Source organism: Diaphorobacter sp. LR2014-1, from assembly GCF_002916785.1.
In the GTDB taxonomy this organism is placed as follows: Bacteria; Pseudomonadota; Gammaproteobacteria; order Burkholderiales; family Burkholderiaceae_C; genus Diaphorobacter; species Diaphorobacter nitroreducens.
In genome coordinates, this window is the sequence record NZ_MTBE01000034.1 from 24,652 (window position 1) to 40,946 (window position 16,295).

General features: G+C 65.1%; 17 protein-coding genes and 1 tRNA gene. 11 read left to right on the forward strand and 7 right to left on the reverse strand.

Annotation, left to right across the window (positions count from 1 at the left end; all coding sequences use genetic code 11):
- The 7 genes from BV908_RS18130 to BV908_RS18160 all read left to right on the forward strand — a co-directional run bounded on the left by BV908_RS18130 (position 1) and on the right by BV908_RS18160 (position 6,731).
- Complete coding sequence (locus BV908_RS18130; protein ID WP_103738829.1) at positions 1–1,221, forward strand: cyclopropane-fatty-acyl-phospholipid synthase family protein; 1,221 nt, start codon at positions 1–3, stop codon at positions 1,219–1,221.
- A gap of 74 nt (positions 1,222–1,295) precedes the next feature.
- Complete coding sequence (locus BV908_RS18135) at positions 1,296–2,972, forward strand: methyl-accepting chemotaxis protein (RefSeq protein ID WP_103738830.1); 1,677 nt, start codon at positions 1,296–1,298, stop codon at positions 2,970–2,972.
- Positions 2,973–2,999: 27 nt separating this feature from the next.
- Entirely contained in the window at positions 3,000–3,596 is a 597-nt protein-coding gene (locus tag BV908_RS18140; protein WP_103738831.1) for a chalcone isomerase family protein, read from the forward strand.
- Positions 3,593–4,912, forward strand: a complete 1,320-nt coding sequence (locus BV908_RS18145; RefSeq protein WP_103738832.1) for an MFS transporter — start codon at positions 3,593–3,595, stop codon at positions 4,910–4,912. The genes BV908_RS18140 and BV908_RS18145 overlap by 4 nt, the downstream gene beginning before the upstream one ends.
- Entirely contained in the window at positions 4,909–5,445 is a 537-nt protein-coding gene (locus tag BV908_RS18150) for a DUF3833 domain-containing protein (RefSeq protein WP_011806108.1), read from the forward strand. The genes BV908_RS18145 and BV908_RS18150 overlap by 4 nt, the downstream gene beginning before the upstream one ends.
- 11 nt (positions 5,446–5,456) lie before the next feature.
- On the forward strand, positions 5,457–6,239 hold the full coding sequence (locus BV908_RS18155; RefSeq protein ID WP_103738833.1) for an SDR family NAD(P)-dependent oxidoreductase: 783 nt from the start codon (positions 5,457–5,459) through the stop codon (positions 6,237–6,239).
- A gap of 3 nt (positions 6,240–6,242) precedes the next feature.
- On the forward strand, positions 6,243–6,731 hold the full coding sequence (locus tag BV908_RS18160; RefSeq protein ID WP_103738834.1) for a nuclear transport factor 2 family protein: 489 nt from the start codon (positions 6,243–6,245) through the stop codon (positions 6,729–6,731).
- A 246-nt stretch (positions 6,732–6,977) separates the two neighbouring features.
- On the opposite strand, the gene BV908_RS18165 is transcribed toward BV908_RS18160, so the two are convergent.
- The 4 genes from BV908_RS18165 to BV908_RS18180 all read right to left on the reverse strand — a co-directional run bounded on the left by BV908_RS18165 (position 6,978) and on the right by BV908_RS18180 (position 8,377).
- Entirely contained in the window at positions 6,978–7,286 is a 309-nt protein-coding gene (locus tag BV908_RS18165; protein WP_011806105.1) for an RNA-binding protein, read from the reverse strand.
- A 76-nt stretch (positions 7,287–7,362) separates the two neighbouring features.
- Complete coding sequence (gene infA / locus BV908_RS18170; RefSeq protein WP_011806104.1) at positions 7,363–7,623, reverse strand: translation initiation factor IF-1; 261 nt, start codon at positions 7,621–7,623, stop codon at positions 7,363–7,365.
- A gap of 23 nt (positions 7,624–7,646) precedes the next feature.
- Entirely contained in the window at positions 7,647–7,862 is a 216-nt protein-coding gene (locus BV908_RS18175; protein WP_047350547.1) for a hypothetical protein, read from the reverse strand.
- 430 nt (positions 7,863–8,292) lie between these two features.
- Positions 8,293–8,377 (reverse strand) — tRNA-Leu (locus BV908_RS18180).
- Between the two features lie 43 nt (positions 8,378–8,420).
- Between BV908_RS18180 and cysM the strand changes: the two genes are divergently transcribed.
- The 3 genes from cysM to BV908_RS18195 all read left to right on the forward strand — a co-directional run bounded on the left by cysM (position 8,421) and on the right by BV908_RS18195 (position 10,238).
- Positions 8,421–9,326, forward strand: coding sequence for a cysteine synthase CysM (cysM, locus tag BV908_RS18185; RefSeq protein WP_011806052.1), 906 nt, complete (start codon positions 8,421–8,423; stop codon positions 9,324–9,326).
- 115 nt (positions 9,327–9,441) lie between these two features.
- Positions 9,442–10,005, forward strand: a complete 564-nt coding sequence (locus tag BV908_RS18190) for an NUDIX hydrolase (protein ID WP_015913780.1) — start codon at positions 9,442–9,444, stop codon at positions 10,003–10,005.
- A 5-nt stretch (positions 10,006–10,010) separates the two neighbouring features.
- Positions 10,011–10,238, forward strand: coding sequence for a sulfurtransferase TusA family protein (locus BV908_RS18195; protein WP_011806050.1), 228 nt, complete (start codon positions 10,011–10,013; stop codon positions 10,236–10,238).
- Positions 10,239–10,341: 103 nt separating this feature from the next.
- Here BV908_RS18195 and galU read toward each other — a convergent pair whose 3' ends face one another.
- The 3 genes from galU to BV908_RS18210 all read right to left on the reverse strand — a co-directional run bounded on the left by galU (position 10,342) and on the right by BV908_RS18210 (position 14,930).
- A complete protein-coding gene (gene galU, locus BV908_RS18200) occupies positions 10,342–11,229 on the reverse strand; it encodes a UTP--glucose-1-phosphate uridylyltransferase GalU (RefSeq protein WP_011806049.1) in 888 nt (295 codons plus the stop codon).
- Positions 11,230–11,307: 78 nt separating this feature from the next.
- The gene (locus BV908_RS18205; protein WP_103738835.1) at positions 11,308–14,175 is read right to left on the reverse strand and encodes a valine--tRNA ligase; all 2,868 of its coding nucleotides are present in this window, start codon (positions 14,173–14,175) and stop codon (positions 11,308–11,310) included.
- Between the two features lie 134 nt (positions 14,176–14,309).
- Positions 14,310–14,930 (reverse strand): VOC family protein, encoded by a 621-nt coding sequence (locus BV908_RS18210; protein ID WP_011806047.1) that lies wholly within the window; start codon positions 14,928–14,930, stop codon positions 14,310–14,312.
- A gap of 379 nt (positions 14,931–15,309) precedes the next feature.
- On the opposite strand from BV908_RS18210, the gene BV908_RS18220 reads away from it, so the two are divergent.
- Positions 15,310–16,275, forward strand: a complete 966-nt coding sequence (locus BV908_RS18220; RefSeq protein ID WP_078465000.1) for an IS110 family transposase — start codon at positions 15,310–15,312, stop codon at positions 16,273–16,275.
- The last annotated feature ends 20 nt before the right edge of the window (positions 16,276–16,295 follow it).

Sequence of the window (16,295 nt, forward strand, 5' to 3'; positions counted from 1 at the left end):
ATGAACACCACCACTGTCTCGCCGTCCGCGCTCCCCTTGCCTGACATGCCTACCGCGGCACGCCATGGACTGCGCCTGTTGCAGCGCCTGCAGCGTGGCACGCTCCATCTGGAGCTGCCCGACGGCAACGTCGTGCAATTGGGTAGCGGCCAACACCCGCATGCCAGCATGCGCCTGCACAACTGGAAGGTGTTTGGAGCCGTCCTGCGCTCGGGTGATATTGGCCTGGCGGAGAGCTACATCACCCAGGATTGGAGTACGTCCCACCTGGCCGACTTGTTGCGGCTGCTGATGGACAACCGCGATGCGCTGGAGTCTCTGGTCTATGGCGGCTGGTGGGGGCGGCTTGCGTACCGTCTGCGTCACCTGCTCAATCGCAACACCCGTGCCGGGAGCCGGCGCAACATCCACGCGCACTACGACCTGGGCAACGCCTTCTACACGCTGTGGCTGGACCCGAGCATGAACTACTCCAGTGCATGGTTCGAGGGCAACCTGGGGGGAGACCTGACCCAGGCGCAGCACGCCAAAGTACGCCGCGCCCTGCACAGCGCGGGCGTGCAGCCCGGGCACCGGGTGCTGGAAATCGGTTGTGGCTGGGGTGCCCTGGCAGAGATGGCCGCTGGCGAGTTCCGGGCGCAGGTGACAGGGGTGACGCTGTCCACCGAGCAACTGGCCTGGGGCCAGGCACGCATGCAGGCCGCGGGCCTGGCCGCCCAGGTGGATTTACGGCTGCAGGACTACCGTGATATCCAGGAAGGCCCGTTCGATGCCATCTGTTCCATCGAAATGGTCGAGGCTGTGGGGCAGGCTTATTGGCCTAGTTACTTTGGTGCCATGGCGCGCCTGCTCAAGTCGGGCGGGCGCGCCTGCGTGCAGAGCATCGTGATCGACGACGCGCTGTTCGACCGCTATGTGCGGGGTACCGATTTCATCCAGCAGTACATCTTCCCAGGGGGGTGTCTTCCCAGTCCATCGCGTTTTCGCGCCGCCGCACAGGGCGCGGGGCTGCGGGTGGTGGAGGAGTTTGCCTTCGGCCGCGACTACGCGGAAACCCTGCGCCGCTGGCACCAACGCTTCGTCCAGCAGCGAGCCCAGGTACAGGCCCAGGGATTTGATGCGTCTTTCCAGCGCACCTGGGAGTTCTATCTGGCGTACTGCGAGGCCGCATTCGACGCACGCAGCATCGACGTCGTGCAGTACACGCTGGTGAAGGACTGAAGCGCCCCTCACGGGCAACGATCCCCGCTTTTCATGGCCCCGTACGGCCCCCTTTTTTCAACAAGAAAATCATCATGTTCTTATCTCGAATGACGGTCGCCGCCCGCTTGTACGCGGGGTTCGGATTGATCCTGGTCCTTTTGGTGGTGCTGACGGGTATCGCCCTGGTGAAGGTGAACCGCATTGACCAGGCGCTGCGAGCCAACAACGACATCCACGTGCAGGTGCAGCGCTACGCCATCAACTTCCGTGGTTCGGCCCATGACCGCTCCATCGCCGTGCGCGACGTGGTGCTGAGTCCGTCCCCCGCCGAGCGCGACCGGGAGATCGCCACCATCGCTGCGCTGGCGGACTTTTACGCCCAGTCGGCTGCGCCGCTGGAAAAGCTCATCACCCGCAAAGGCGCAGCCCCTGAACTGGGGCAGTTGTATGCCGATATTCGCAGCGCCGAATCCAAGGCCGTGGCCACCACACAGGCCATCATTGCCCAGGTGCAGGCGGGCGACACCGCTGCGGCACAGACCCTGTGGACGCAGGCCAAGCCGCAATACGTGCAGTGGCTGGCAACGATCAACAAGCTCATCGACTTCAAGGAAGCGCGCATCCAGTCGACCAACCAGGGCGCCATGGACGAGGCGGGTGGCTTCCTCGGCGTCATGTTCTCGGCGCTGCTGCTGGCGTTGGTGCTCAGCGTGGCGGTGGCCTGGAGCGTGGCGCGCAGCATCGTGCGCCAGCTCGGGGCCGAACCCGCAGCGCTGGCCGATGTGGCCAGCCTCGTGGCGCAGGGCAACCTGCAGCCGGTGACCGGCGCCGCCCAGGCGCAGCCGGGGAGTGTGCTGGCATCGCTGGGGGCGATGCAGGCCAGCCTGGCGCGCGTGGTAGGTCAGGTGCGCCAAGCGTCAAACGCGGTCACCGTCGGTTCCCAAGAGATTGCCGGCGGCAATGCCGGGCTGCTGCAGCGCACCGAAGAGCAGGCCGCGAACCTGCAGCAGGCCGCCGCGTCAATGGAGCAGATGACCGCCTCGGTGAGGAACAACGCCGACTCGGCCCGCCAGGCCACGCAGGTCGCAGCCTCGGCCAGTCAGGCGGCTCACAAGGGCGGCGCGGTAGTGGCCCAAGTGGTCAGCACCATGGAGGAGATCACGGCCAGCAGCCACAAGATGGCCGACATCATCGGCGTGATCGATTCGATTGCGTTCCAGACCAACATTCTGGCGCTCAACGCCGCTGTGGAGGCTGCGCGCGCCGGTGAGCAGGGCCGCGGCTTTGCCGTGGTGGCCGGCGAAGTGCGGGCGCTGGCGCAGCGCAGCGCCGACGCTGCCAAGGAGATCAAAGGACTGATCGACGGCAGTGTGGCCAAGGTGGAGGAGGGCGCGCGCCTGGTGGGCGATGCAGGAGCCACCATGACCGACATCGTGGAACAGGCCCAGCGCGTGGCGGGCCTGATTGCGGAAATCAGCACCGCCACCGCCGAGCAGACCGACGGTATCGCCCAGGTGGGCAACGCCGTGACCCATCTCGACCAGGCCACCCAGCAAAACGCGGCCATGGTGGAGCAAAGCGCCGCGGCTGCACAAACCCTGAAGCAGCAGGCTGCGCAACTGGCCGAGGCCGTCAGTGTGTTCCGCTTGGCGCAGGACGCAGGCGGTGGTGCACCGATGTCGGTGGTGCGCCGCACTTCCCCCATGGTGACTGCTGCACCCTCTGCCTTGCGGCTCCGGGGCGACGTCGCAGCTTCTGTTGCATATTAAAACGATAGCGGCTAGCGCTTGACCCATATGCCCTGGAGCCGAATTTCATCCTTGAAGCGCTGGGCTCTTGCAGGCGGTGCGGCCTTGGCGTTGGCGGTGGCTTCGGCCAATCCCACGACCGGACAGGACGGTGGCGCTGCCCCGGCCTGGGTGCGGCAATCCCTCATGGGGGCCACCCTGGCGGGGGAAGGGCAGATGCGGTTTTTGGGCTTGCGCATCTACGACGCACGGCTGTGGGTCACGCCTGGTTTTGACGCCAGCCGCTTTGGTGCGCACCCGCTGGCGCTGGAGTTGACCTACCACCGTGGCTTCACCGGTGCGGCCATTGCCCGGCGCTCGGTAGAGGAAATGCAGCGCCAGGCCAGCGTGCCTTCTGAACAGGCCGAGCGCTGGCAGCAGCGCCTGGCGGCCGTGATTCCCGACGTGCAGCCAGGCGAGCGGCTCACCGGCCTGTACCAGCCGGGCCAAGGCATGCGTCTGTGGCGTGGCAGCCAGGAGTTGGCCGCGATTGACGATGCGGAGCTGGCGCGCCTGTTCTTTGGCATCTGGTTGTCACCGCAGACCTCGGAGCCGGGTCTGCGCAGTGCCTTGCTGGCCCGCACCCCCGGCGGAGCGGCCCCATGACTCCGCTGGCTACCCCTGCGCGTGCGGTTCCGCTGCCCCGTTGGTGGTCCGGGCCGGCCTATGGCCTGCTCGGTCTGCCGCTGGCCTTTGTGGCCTTGCCGCTGTATGTGGTGTTACCGCATTACTACGCCACGGAATTGGCTTTGCCGTTGGCCAGTGTGGGTGCTTTGCTGATGCTGGTGCGTCTGCTGGATGCGGCCGCCGAGCCCCTGCTGGGGCGCTTGAGCGACCGCCTGTACCAAGGCCCGCTGCGTGCGGTCCTGTGGGTAGCGGGGGGCTCGGCCTTGGTGCAGGTCCTGGGGTTGTCGGGGCTGTTCTTTCCCGCGATGCAAGGACCGCAGGCGTTGGCGGCGTGGATGGTGGCGGGGTTGTTGGTGACCTGCCTGGCGCACAGCCAGTTGGTGATTGCGCACCAGGCATGGGGCGTGCGTCTGGGCGGCGACGCGCTGCAGCGCAGCCGTGTCGTGGCCTGGCGCGAAGGTCCGGGGCTGATCGGCGTGGTCACGGCCAGTGCGTTGTCGGTGGCCTGGGGTGCCGGGCCCATGCTGGTGGTGTTCGCGCTGAGCTTGCTGGCCGGGTGGCTGGCCCTGTGGTGGGCGCCCCGCCCTGCAGCGCCTGCGCAGCAGGACTTGCCTGCTGCCTTTGCCTGGGCCACGGTCTGGCAACCCTTGCGCCAGCCGGCCTTTCGTCGCCTGCTGGCGGTGTTTTTGTGCAACGGCATTGCCAGCGCAGTTCCAGCGGCGTTGATGCTGTTTTTTGCCCAGGACCGGCTGCAGGCCACACAGGCGCAGATTGCCTTGTTTCTGGTGCTGTACTTTGTCAGCGGGGCGCTGTCCATGCCAGGGTGGTTGCGCGCGGTGCGCCGCTGGGGGCTGGAGCGCGCCTGGCTGGGCGGCATGCTGCTGGCGGTGGCCTGTTTTGGCTGGACGACGCTCCTGGGCAGCGGGCAGATTGTGGCCTTTGCGTGGATCTGTGCGTTGTCCGGTATCGCCTTGGGGGCGGATCTGGCCTTGCCCGGGGCTTTGCTGGCGCGCTTGGTGGAACGCCAGGGGGCTCAGGGGCGCAGCGAAGGGGCGTACCTGGGATGGTGGAACCTGGCCACCAAACTGAATCTGGCCCTGGCCGCGGGGGCGGCGCTGCCGTTGCTGCAGTGGCTCGGTTACAGCCCCGGCATCCAGGATGCCCACGCGCTGCAGCGCCTCTCTTGGGCTTACGCGCTGCTGCCTTGCGCCCTCAAGCTTCTGGCGGCAGGTTTGCTGTACCACCTGCTGATTCGTCCATCCCCGCCGTTGCATGAACAAGGAGTTTCCCCATGAACACCCGCCGCCACGCCTTGCTGGCCTTTCTCGCGGGCACTGCCGTGTTGACCGGCTGTGCCAGCCCCCAGGTGACCGACTATGCCCAGGAGCGTCCACAGCTGGAGCTGGACCGCTACTTCAACGGCCGCATCCTGGCCCACGGTATTTTTCAGCAGCGAGGCGGCGAGGTGGTGCGCCGCTTCACCGTGGTGATGGATTGCCACTGGGAGGGCCATCAAGGCGTGCTGGACGAGGCTTTCACCTATTCGGACGGCAGCACCCAGCGCCGTATCTGGCGCCTGACCAAGCATGCCGATGGGCGCTACACCGGGACCGCTGACGATGTCGTGGGTGAGGCCCAGGGCCAGACCGCGGGCAATGCCTTCCGCTGGAACTACACGCTGCGCCTGCCGGTGGACGGCAAGGAATATGAAGTGCAGTTCGACGACTGGATGTTCCTGGTCGATGACCGGGTGATGCTCAATCGGGCCACGATGCGCAAGTTCGGCGTCACCCTGGGCGAGGTACTGCTGTCGTTCACCAAGACATAAGGAGCCGCACTGTGCCTTTGAACCCCGCGATCACCGACTGGCGCGGCAAGCGCGTGTGGCTGGTGGGCGCCTCCAGCGGTATTGGCCGGGCCGTCGCAGCGCAATTGCACGCCCAGGGCGCGCAGGTGATCGTGTCGGCACGCCAGCAGGCGCTGCTGGCGGCGTTTGCGCACGAACACCCTGGCAGCCAAGCAGTGGTGCTGGATGTGACCGACGCCCAGGCGGTCCTGGACGTTGCCGCGCGCCTGCAGGCCGAGTCACCACTGGACCTGGTGTGCTACTGCGCCGGCCACTACACCCCCATGCGAGCCGACGCGCTGGCGCTGCCCGAGCTGCTGCGCCACCAGCAGGTCAACCTGACGGGCGCGCTGCATGTGCTCGCCGCCGTGGTGCCAGGCCTGTTGGCTTCGGCCCAGGCCGGCCGTGCGCCCCACCTGAGCCTGGTCGCCAGCGTAGCCGGCTGGCGCGGTCTGCCGCAGAGCCTGGCCTACGGACCGACCAAGGCGGCCCTCATCAACCTGGCCGAGACGCTGTTCCTTGATCTGCGCCCGCAGGGCGTGGGCGTGAGCGTGGTGAACCCCGGCTTTGTCGATACGCCCCTGACGCGCCAGAACGACTTCACCATGCCCGCGCTGCTCACGCCGGAGCAGGCGGCCCAGGCCATGTTGCGTGGCTGGGGGAGGGGCGCGTTTGAACTGCATTTTCCACGCCGCTTCACGCTGTGGCTCAAGCTGCTGCGCGTGCTGCCGTACCGCTGGTACTTTCCGCTGGTCCACCGTATGACCGGGCTGTGACGTATGCACCCACCTATAGACACCCACGCTTGCGTCGCCCGGCTGGTCCAGCTCTACGAGCAGCTAACCCCCGCGCAGTTGCCCCTACTGGAGGGCTACTACGCGCTTGACGCACGGTTCAAGGACCCCTTCAATGATGTGCACGGCGTGCCCGCCATCCGTGCCATCTTTGCCCATATGTTCGAAAGCCTGGAGCAGCCGCGCTTTGTCGTCACCCAGCGGCTGGTGCAGGACGACCGGGCCTTTTTGCAATGGGAGTTCCACTTCCGCCTGAAGCGCTGGCGGGCACAGGTGCCTCAATGCATCCACGGCGCGACCCTGGTGCATTTTGATGCCCAAGGCCGCGTGACACTGCACCGCGATTACTGGGACCCGGCTGAAGAGCTGTATGAAAAATTGCCTGTTTTGGGGGCTCTGATGCGCTGGCTGCGCAAGGCTGGCGCGGCACCCCTGCCGCATCCTCATCGCTGTTCGCCCCCTAGCGACCGTTAAGGTGGAGAAGGGGAGAGGTTCATGCCGATGAACGTCCATGAAGCCACGATGCTCCTCACCACAAAGCGGAACACCCCGACGACTTTCGTCATCGAGGTGTTCGAGGCCAAGAAAGAGATGGGGCGACCATCTCGTCAATGGCATAAGACGCGGCGGAGGGCTCTGCGGGAGGTGGTCAGCGTCCAAAACACGCACTCACCCGGATGGTCCGGAGCACTCTGAGGCAATTGCTGCGGCAAGGCCCTATCAGTAGCGGCCACCGCGGTAGCCACCACGGTCTGCGCCGCCGCCAAAACTTGGGCGAGCTTCCATGGGACGCGCGACGTTGACCGTCAGTGCACGTCCATCGACAGAACGGCCGTTCAGACCGTTAATGGCATCCTGTGCCTCGGAATCGCTGCCCATTTCTACAAAGCCGAAGCCCTTGGATCGGCCTGTATCACGCTCCATCATCACCTTGGCGGAGGTGACGGAACCAAATTGGGAAAACTGCTGGTGCAGCGATTCATCACGCACGGAATAGGCCAAGTTGCCCACGTACAGTCGGTTGTTCATGTCAGTGTCTTTCTTTCGGGAAATGAAGGGACGGCTTGTAAGCGCATCCCAGAGGAAATGAGTGGGGGAACCAAAATCAATGGCGCCGGCGCGCTGGAGGGGTGGTGCGCGTGCGGTTCTCGATATGCCGAAATGTCACTCGCCCCTTGTTGAGGTCGTACGGAGACATCTCCAGGGTCACCAGGTCACCGGCCAGAATGCGGATGCGGAACTTACGCATCTTGCCTCCGGTATACGCGATGAGCTGATGCCCGTTGTCAAGCGTGACGCGGTAACGGGCGTCAGGCAGAACTTCATCGACCTTGCCCTGCATTTCAATCAACTCTTCTTTGGCCACGGGTACCTCCGTCAATAGCAGGATCAGCCCAGTTGGTTGTGTAGCACCATGCGACGTCCTTGCGCCATGGCGTACTGGACTGCTTGTGCATCGCAGGGGAAGCTTGGGAGAAAGCGGAAGATGCGGTCGTACATTCCCCGGCGTATGGAAACCGAAGCAGTAACACCGACATTGGTGGTTTTGGTCAGCGGCGTGACAACGTAGTTGCCCACGCGCTCGGCGTTTTGTTTTTCAAGCATTGCAAACAGACAGGATGTAATCGCGAAGGCGACCATCCAGGAGAGAAAAGAGGGGAAAAGACCTGCCGCGCGTCGGCGCAGGAAAGGCGGGGCAGACCCTGTAAGAGGTTGAAGGTCTGCGATGAGCTTGCTGCTTTGAAGAGTGACGGCCGACACTTTTTACAAGAAGTGCGGGCGGAAGGCGCATCAGCCAGGATGCTGTCAGGCAGGCGCTATCTAAGCAAGCAGTGGGTAGCGCGTTGGTGGATTATTACTCACCGAAATGAAAAAAGCAAACTTAATTCTTGTGGATGTGCCCGATACCGACCAGCAGGCGCCTTAGGGCCCCGGATTGCTGCACAGTCCCCCGCACCTTTGCGCACGACGCTATCGAGGGTTTCGGAGGAAAAAAGAAAGGCCGCACGTTCTGGGAACTGTGCGGCCTTGTATGTGGTGCCCGGGGCCGGAATCGAACCGGCACGCCTTGCGGCGGGGGATTTTGAGTCCCCTGCGTCTACCAATTTCACCACCCGGGCAGGCGCGAAAGCGAAGTCGCAAATTATGGCACAGTAACGCGGTATGAAGACCTACCCCACCATTGAAGACGCGATCGGACACACGCCGCTGGTCGCACTGCAGCGCATCGGTGCACAGGACAACGCGGCACGCGGCAATGTCATTCTGGGCAAGCTGGAAGGCAATAACCCGGCGGGTTCGGTGAAGGATAGGCCGGCACTGTCGATGATCCGCCGGGCCGAAGAGCGCGGCGAGATCAAAACCGGCGATACGCTGATCGAGGCGACGTCGGGCAACACCGGCATTGCCCTGGCGATGGCTGCGGCCATCAAGGGTTACCGCATGGTGTTGATCATGCCGGAGGATCTGTCCGTGGAGCGCGCGCAGACCATGAAGGCCTTCGGCGCGGAGCTGGTTCTCACGCCCAAGAGCGGGGGGATGGAATACGCGCGGGATCTGGCCGACCAGATGGTGGCGCAGGGTAAGGGCGTGGTGCTGGACCAGTTTGCCAACCCGGACAACCCCCGCATCCACTACGAGACCACCGGCCCCGAACTGTGGGAGCAGACCGAGGGGCGCATCACCCATTTCGTGAGCGCCATGGGCACCACGGGCACCATCACGGGCGTCGCGCGCTTCCTGCGCGAGAAGAACCCCGCGGTGCGCATCGTGGGTGCGCAGCCGCAGGAAGGCTCGCGTATCCCGGGCATTCGCAAGTGGCCCGAGGAATACCTGCCCAAGATCTACGAGCCCCAGTTGGTGGACGAATTGGTGCTGGTGAGCCAGGACGATGCCGAGGACATGGCACGGCGCCTGGCGCGCGAAGAGGGCATCTTTGCCGGCATCTCCGCAGCCGGCGCCTGCTGGGTGGCGCAGCAGATCGCGCAACGCGAGGAAAACGCCACCATCGTTTTCGTGGTGTGCGACCGGGGCGACCGCTACCTCTCCACCGGCGTCTTCCCGGCGTGAACGTGAAGATCACAGTGGGCATCAATAGGGCCGCTGGCGCCCGGTAGTCAAGCGCGAGCAGCTATTAATTACGGAGCGCTGTGACTGCCATGGCGCATGCTGGAGGAGCATCGCCATGTCGTACGAAACCCGCTATTGCACCCACTGCGCCACGGCGCTGGCACCCATTGTGGTCATTGAGGACAGCGGCGAGAAGGAACGCCTGCGCTGCCCCGCCTGCGGCTGGACGCACTGGAACAACCCGACGCCCGTGCTGGCGGCCATCGTGGAGGTGGACGGCCGCGTGCTGCTGGCGCGCAATGCGCTCTGGCCACCCAAGATGTTCGCGCTGATCACGGGTTTCATGGAGGCTGGCGAGACGCCCGAGGACGGCATTGCCCGCGAAGTCAAGGAAGAAACCAACCTGGACGCGCGCAGTGTGCAGCTGGTGGGCGTGTATGAGTTCATGCGCATGAACCAGGTCATCATCGCCTACCATGTACGGGCCGAAGGCGAGGTGCGCCTGTCGCCGGAGCTGCTGGAGCACCGCTTTTATGAGCTGGACCAGCTCAAGTGCTGGCCCGCGGGCACAGGCTATGCGCTGGCCGACTGGCTGCGCTCGCGCGGCCACGAGCCGGTGTTCTTCACCGCCGAGGAAAATGCAGAGCGCCGCCGCGGACTGGACGCGCCGAAGGACTGAGAAAAATGGACATCCACAAGGAAATCGACACCCGGGGCCTGAACTGCCCCCTGCCCATCCTCAAGGCCAAGAAGGCCTTGGCCGACATGGCCAGCGGCCAGCTGCTCAAGGTGGTGGCGACCGACAGCGGCTCGCTGCGCGACTTCCAGGCGTTTGCCCGGCAGACCGGCAACGAACTGGTTGAGCAACAGACCGTGGGCGAAGAATTCATCCACGTGCTGCGCCGTCGCTGAATGATTAAGGACTAAATAGCCGTCCAGCGCTTGTTGGGCAAGCGCTGGTAGCTATCAAAATAGGAATCCGGGCGGGAGGCAGGGGTACCGCTCCGGCGGTGCGTTACAGCGCCAGGGATTGGAGGTATTCGCGGAACTGTGGGCCCACCTGCGGGTGCTGCAGTGCCAGTTCGACCGTGGCTTCCAAAAAGCCTTCCTTGCTGCCGCAGTCGTACCGTTTGCCGGCGTACTGGTAGGCATACACCGTCTCGTGCTGCATCAGGCGCGCGATCGCATCGGTGAGCTGGATCTCGCCGCCCACGCCCTGCGGCTGGTTGCGGATCTCTTCGAAGATGCGCGGCGTGAGCACATAGCGGCCGGCCACGCCCATGCGCGACGGTGCCTTTTCGGGTGCGGGCTTCTCCACGATCTCGTCGACGCGGATCAGCGCGCCGCCGGCGCTCTCGCCCTTGACGATGCCGTAGCGCTTGGTGTGCTCCAGCGGGACTTCCTGCACGGCCAGCAGCGAGCGCCCCTGCTTGGCGAAAGCGGCCGTCATCTGCGCCATCACGCCGGGGCCGCCGGGCTCGCCGGTCATCAGGTCGTCGGCCAGGATGACGGCAAAGGGCTCGTTGCCCACCAGGGGCTCGGCACACAGCACGGCATGGCCCAGGCCCAGCGAGCGTGGCTGGCGCACAAACAGGCAGTTCATGTCGTCGGGCGCGATGCTGCGCACCAGCGCGAGCATCTCGCGCTTGCCGGCGTTCTCCAGCTCGTTCTCCAGCTCGTACGCGGTATCGAAATGGTCCTCGATCGCGCGCTTGCTGCGGCCGGTGACGAACACCATGTCGCGGATGCCGGCCTCGTAGGCCTCCTCGACGGCGTACTGGATCAGGGGCTTGTCCACCACCGGCAGCATCTCCTTGGGCGATGCCTTGGTGGCGGGCAGGAAGCGGGTGCCAAGCCCCGCGACGGGAAAGACGGCCTTGCGGACACGGGTGGGTGCGTTCAAGTCGGGTGCCTCACGAAAAAGGGTGCCGGGTAAAAACAAGGGCGCCTGCAGCGCCCTTGTCCGGTGATCGGGCTGATCTTAGCCCAGGCGCGCGAGCTGCTCCTGGATGCGCGCCAGCGTGGCGCTGAAGTCGGCCACGCGCTTCTTTTCCTGCTCGATCACGGCCGGCGGGGCCTTGGCCACGAAAGCCTCGTTGCCCAGTTTGCCGTTGGCCTTGGCGATCTCGCCGGACAGGCGCGCTGCCTCCTTGGACAGGCGGGCCTTTTCAGCAGCGACGTCGATCTCCACGAACAGCGCCAGGCGGGCGTCGCCCACCACGGCCACGGGCGCGCTTTGCGCGGCCTGGGCCCAGGCGGCCTCGTCGTCGAACACCTTCACCTCGCTGAGCTTGGCCAGGTTCTGCAGCACCGGGGCGATGTCGCGCATGAAGTCCGCGTCGCCCGCCACCAGCAGCGGCAGGCGCTGTGCGGGCGACACGCCCATCTCGCCGCGCAGCGTGCGGCAGGCGTCCACCACCTGCTTGATGCGCGCCACGTAGGCGATGGAGCCCTCGTCGATTTTCTCGGGCTGGGACTGCGGATAGGCGGCGATGGCAATGGAGTCGCCCTTCAGGCCCGCGAGCGGGGCCACTACCTGCCACAGCGCTTCGGTGACAAAGGGGATGACGGGGTGCGCCAGGCGCAGGATGGCCTCCAGCACGCGGATCAGCGTGCGGCGCGTGGCGCGCTGCTGCGCCTCGTTGCCAGTCTGGATCTGCACTTTGGCGATTTCCAGGTACCAGTCGCAGAACTCGTTCCAGACGAAGTCGTAGAGGGTGTTGGCCACGTTGTCCAAGCGGAACTCGGCGAAGCCCTTGGCCACTTCGGCCTCTACCTGTTGCAGCTGCGAGACGATCCAGCGGTCGGCCTGGCTGAAGCGCAGGTAGCTTTCAGTGCAGCCCTGCGCGGTGTCCATGCCGCAGTCGTAGCCCTCGCAGTTCATCAGCACGAAGCGGCTGGCGTTCCACAGCTTGTTGCAGAAGTTGCGGTAGCCCTCGCAGCGCTTGCTGTCGAAGTTGATGCTGCGGCCCAGCGACGCCAGCGCGGCGAAGGTGAAGCGCAGCGCGTCGGCGCCATAGGCGGGAATGCCCTCGGGGAATTCCTTTTGTGTGTTCTGGCGCACCTTGGGCGCGGTCTCAGGGCGGCGCAGGCCCTGGGTGCGTTTGTCCAGCAGCGGCTCCAGCGCAATGCCGTCGATCAGGTCCACCGGGTCGAGCACGTTGCCCTCGGACTTGCTCATCTTCTTGCCCTGTGCGTCCAGCACCAGGCCGTGGATGTAGACATGCTTGAACGGCACGCGACCGGTGAAGTGCGTGGTCATCATGATCATCCGGGCGACCCAGAAGAAGATGATGTCGTAGCCCGTGACCAGCACGCTGCTGGGCAGGTACAGGTTGTAGTCGTCGGTGGCAGCGTCGGTCTGGTTTGGCCAGCCCATGGTGCTGAAGGGCACCAGGGCGCTGGAGTACCAGGTGTCGAGCACGTCGGCATCGCGGGTCAGCGTCTTGCCGGGGGCCTGGGCCTGGGCCTCTTGCTCGTTGCGGGCCACGTACACATTGCCGTCCTCGTCGTACCAGGCAGGGATCTGGTGGCCCCACCACAGCTGGCGGCTGATGCACCAGTCCTGGATGTTGTTCATCCACTGGTTGTAGGTGTTGACCCAGTTCTCGGGCACGAACTGCACCTGGCCGCTGGCCACGGCGTCGATGGCCTTTTGCGCGATGCTCTTGCCGGTGGCGTCGCCCGTGCCTTCTTGGGCCACCTTGTTCATGGCCACGAACCACTGGTCGGTCAGCATGGGCTCGATCACCTGGCCGGTGCGGGTGCAAATGGGCACCATCAGCTTGTGCTTCTTGGTCTCGACCAGCAGGCCCTGGGCCTCCAGGTCGGCCACGATGGCCTTGCGCGCCACGAAGCGGTCCATGCCCTGGTACTTGGCGGGGGCGTTCTCGTTCACCGTGGCCTGCAGGGTGAGCACGCAAATCATGGGCAGCTTGTGGCGCTGGCCCACTTGGTAGTCGTTGTTGTCGTGCGCGGGCGTGACCTTGACCACGCCGGTGCCGAACTCCTTGTCCACGTAGGCGTCGGCAATCACCGGGATCTCGCGGTCGCACAGCGGCAGCTTGACCATCTTGCCGATCAGGTGCGCGTAGCGCTCATCCTCGGGGTGCACCATCACCGCCACGTCGCCCAGCATGGTCTCGGGCCGCGTGGTGGCCACCACCAGCTGGCCCGAGCCATCGGCCAGGGGGTAGGCGATGTGCCACAGCGAGCCGTCTTTTTCCTCGTTCTCCACTTCCAGGTCCGACACGGCGGACTGCAGTTTGGGGTCCCAGTTCACCAGGCGCTTGCCGCGGTAGATCAGGCCCTGCTGGTACAGCTTCACAAAGGTGTCGGTGACGACCTTGGAGAGCTTGTCGTCCATGGTGAAGTACTCGCGGCTCCAGTCCACACTGTCGCCCAGGCGGCGCATCTGGGTGGTGATGGTGTTGCCGCTCTTTTCCTTCCACTCCCACACCTTCTTCACGAAGTCGGGGCGGCCCAGGTCATGGCGGCTCACGCCTTGCTCTTGCAGCTGGCGCTCGACGACGATTTGTGTGGCAATGCCCGCGTGGTCGGTGCCCGGCACCCAGACGGTGTTGTGCCCCAACATGCGGTGGTAGCGCGTCAGGCTGTCCATGATGGTCTGGTTGAACGCATGGCCCATGTGCAGCGTGCCCGTCACGTTGGGCGGAGGCAGCTGGATGGCGAATGCCGGCTGCCCGGCCTGCGCCGCGCCCGTGCCGCGGTAGCCTGCCACGCCGTAGCCGCGCTTTTCCCATTCGGGGCCCCAGTGGGCCTCCAGGGCGGCGGGCTCAAAGGACTTGGAGAGGCTGTTCAGGCCGGGTTGTTCGATCGTGTCGCTCATGGCAATGAAAAACGGCATCCCGTGGGATGCCGCCTGGGCAGTGGTTCGGAGGATGGGGGCATTTTATTCGGTTACCGCCATGCTTCCATACTGATAGCTGCTTGCGCTTGCTGGATAAGCGCTGGAGGCGCTTTTTACTCAGACCCTGTGGTGGGCACGAATTCGGGGCGGTCGTTGGTCTGGGGTTTGAGCGGCGCGCTGGCATGGCCGCCGGCGCGTTCCTTGCGCCATTGCTCCTTGCGCGCCGTCCACTCGGCCAGCCGGGCGTGGGCGGTGGTGCTTTCGCGCTGCATCTGCGCGGTGTCGGCCAGTTGGGCCGACAGCTCCAGCCGGATGCCGTTGGGGTCGAAGAAGTAGATGCTCTTGAAGATGTGGTGGTCGGTCACCCCCAGCACTTGCACGCCGTGTGCCTGCAGACGGGTTTTGGTGTCCTCCAGCTCCTGCACGGTGTTCACGCGGAAGGCGATGTGGTTGACCCACGGGGGGGTGTTGGGCGAGGGCTCGGGCTTCACGTCGTCGCCCAGGTCGAAGAACGCGATGAACGAGCCGTCCTGCAGCCGGAAGAAGAAGTGGGTGTAGGGGCAGTACTCGCCCGTGCTGGGCACGTAGTCGCTCTGGATGATGTGGTACAGCGGCAGGCCCAGGATGTCCTCGTAGAAGTGGCGCGTCTCCTCCGCGTCGCGCGCCTTGTAGGCGTAGTGGTGCAGCTGCTGGATGGCGGCGGGGGGCGGGAGGGTGTCGTGGGGAGCAGTCATGGCGTTGTCTCCGGGATAGGGCGCCAGGGCGCATGCTGGTATGAAGAAGTGCCTGAAATTCTACTATTCGTAATTGATTTGCGTTAAGTGAATTTGAAAAACCGCTGTCCAGCAGGCATGGCGCAGCCGCCGCGGCAAAGGCGGCCGGTGGCCTCAAACGGGAAAGAGGGAGTGGTGCTTGTATCTTTAAACCAGACCAGCGCGGTAGAGTCTGAACGCCGTTGAGGCGGCCAGACCGGCCCGTGCAGTTTGGTAGGCGCTGGGGTGATAGAGCCCGTGACTGAGTACAGAACGCATGGCCGCCGCGCTGGTCTTCGTGAAGCCCGAACGGTTACGCGCGCCTTGATTGAGCGCGCATGCACAAGCAAGGGATCTGAAGATCATGTCTGTTACCTCAGTGACGGTGGGCATCGACGTGGCCAAGGCGCACGTGGATGTCTGTGTGCTGGGTGCCAAGAGCAGCGCCCAGCGGTTTGACAACGATGCCGAAGGCCACTCGGCGCTGGCGGCTGCCCTGCAGCCCCTGGACGTGGGTCTGGTGGTGATGGAGGCCACCGGCGGCTACGAGGCCGCGTTAGCGTGTGCCCTGCAGGCCACAGGCCTGCCCGTGGCGGTCATCAACCCGCGCCAGGCGCGCGACTTCGCCAAATCCATGGGACGCCTGGCCAAGACCGACGCGGTGGATGCGCGCACGCTGGCCGAGCTGGCAGCGGTGCTGCTGCGCCGCGACGATCTGCAGCGCTTCTTGCGCCCCCTGGCCGATGAGCGCCAGCAGTGGCTCGCGGCCCTGGTCACGCGCAGGCGCCAGTTGCTGACCATGCTCCATTCGGAGCGCCAACGGCTGCAGATCACGCCCAAGAAGCTGCACGCCAGCATCGAGGCCATCGAGGCGGCGATCAAGGCGCAGCTCGATGAGATCGAAGAGCAGATGGTCACGCATGTGCGCGAGCACTTTGGGGAGCTCGACACGCTGCTGCAGTCGGCTGCGGGAGTCGGCCCGGTGGCCAGTGCCACGATGATTGCCGAGCTGCCAGAGCTGGGCCGGCTGAACCGGCGCGAGATCGCTGCATTGGTGGGCGTGGCGCCCATGGCCAATGACTCCGGCGGCAGCAAGGGCAGGCGGCGCGTACAAGGCGGGCGCTTCGAGATCCGCCGCGTGCTGTACATGGCAACGCTCACGGCCACCCGCTACAACCCGGCCATCAAGGCCTTCTACGAGCGTCTGAAGGCCGCTGGCAAGTTGCCCAAGGTCGCCCTGGTCGCTTGCATGCGCAAGTTGCTCACCACGCTCAACGCCATGGTGCGCACTGGAAAACCTTGGGACAAGTCGCTTCATTGCGCTTGACTTCGAAGACGGTTACTCAG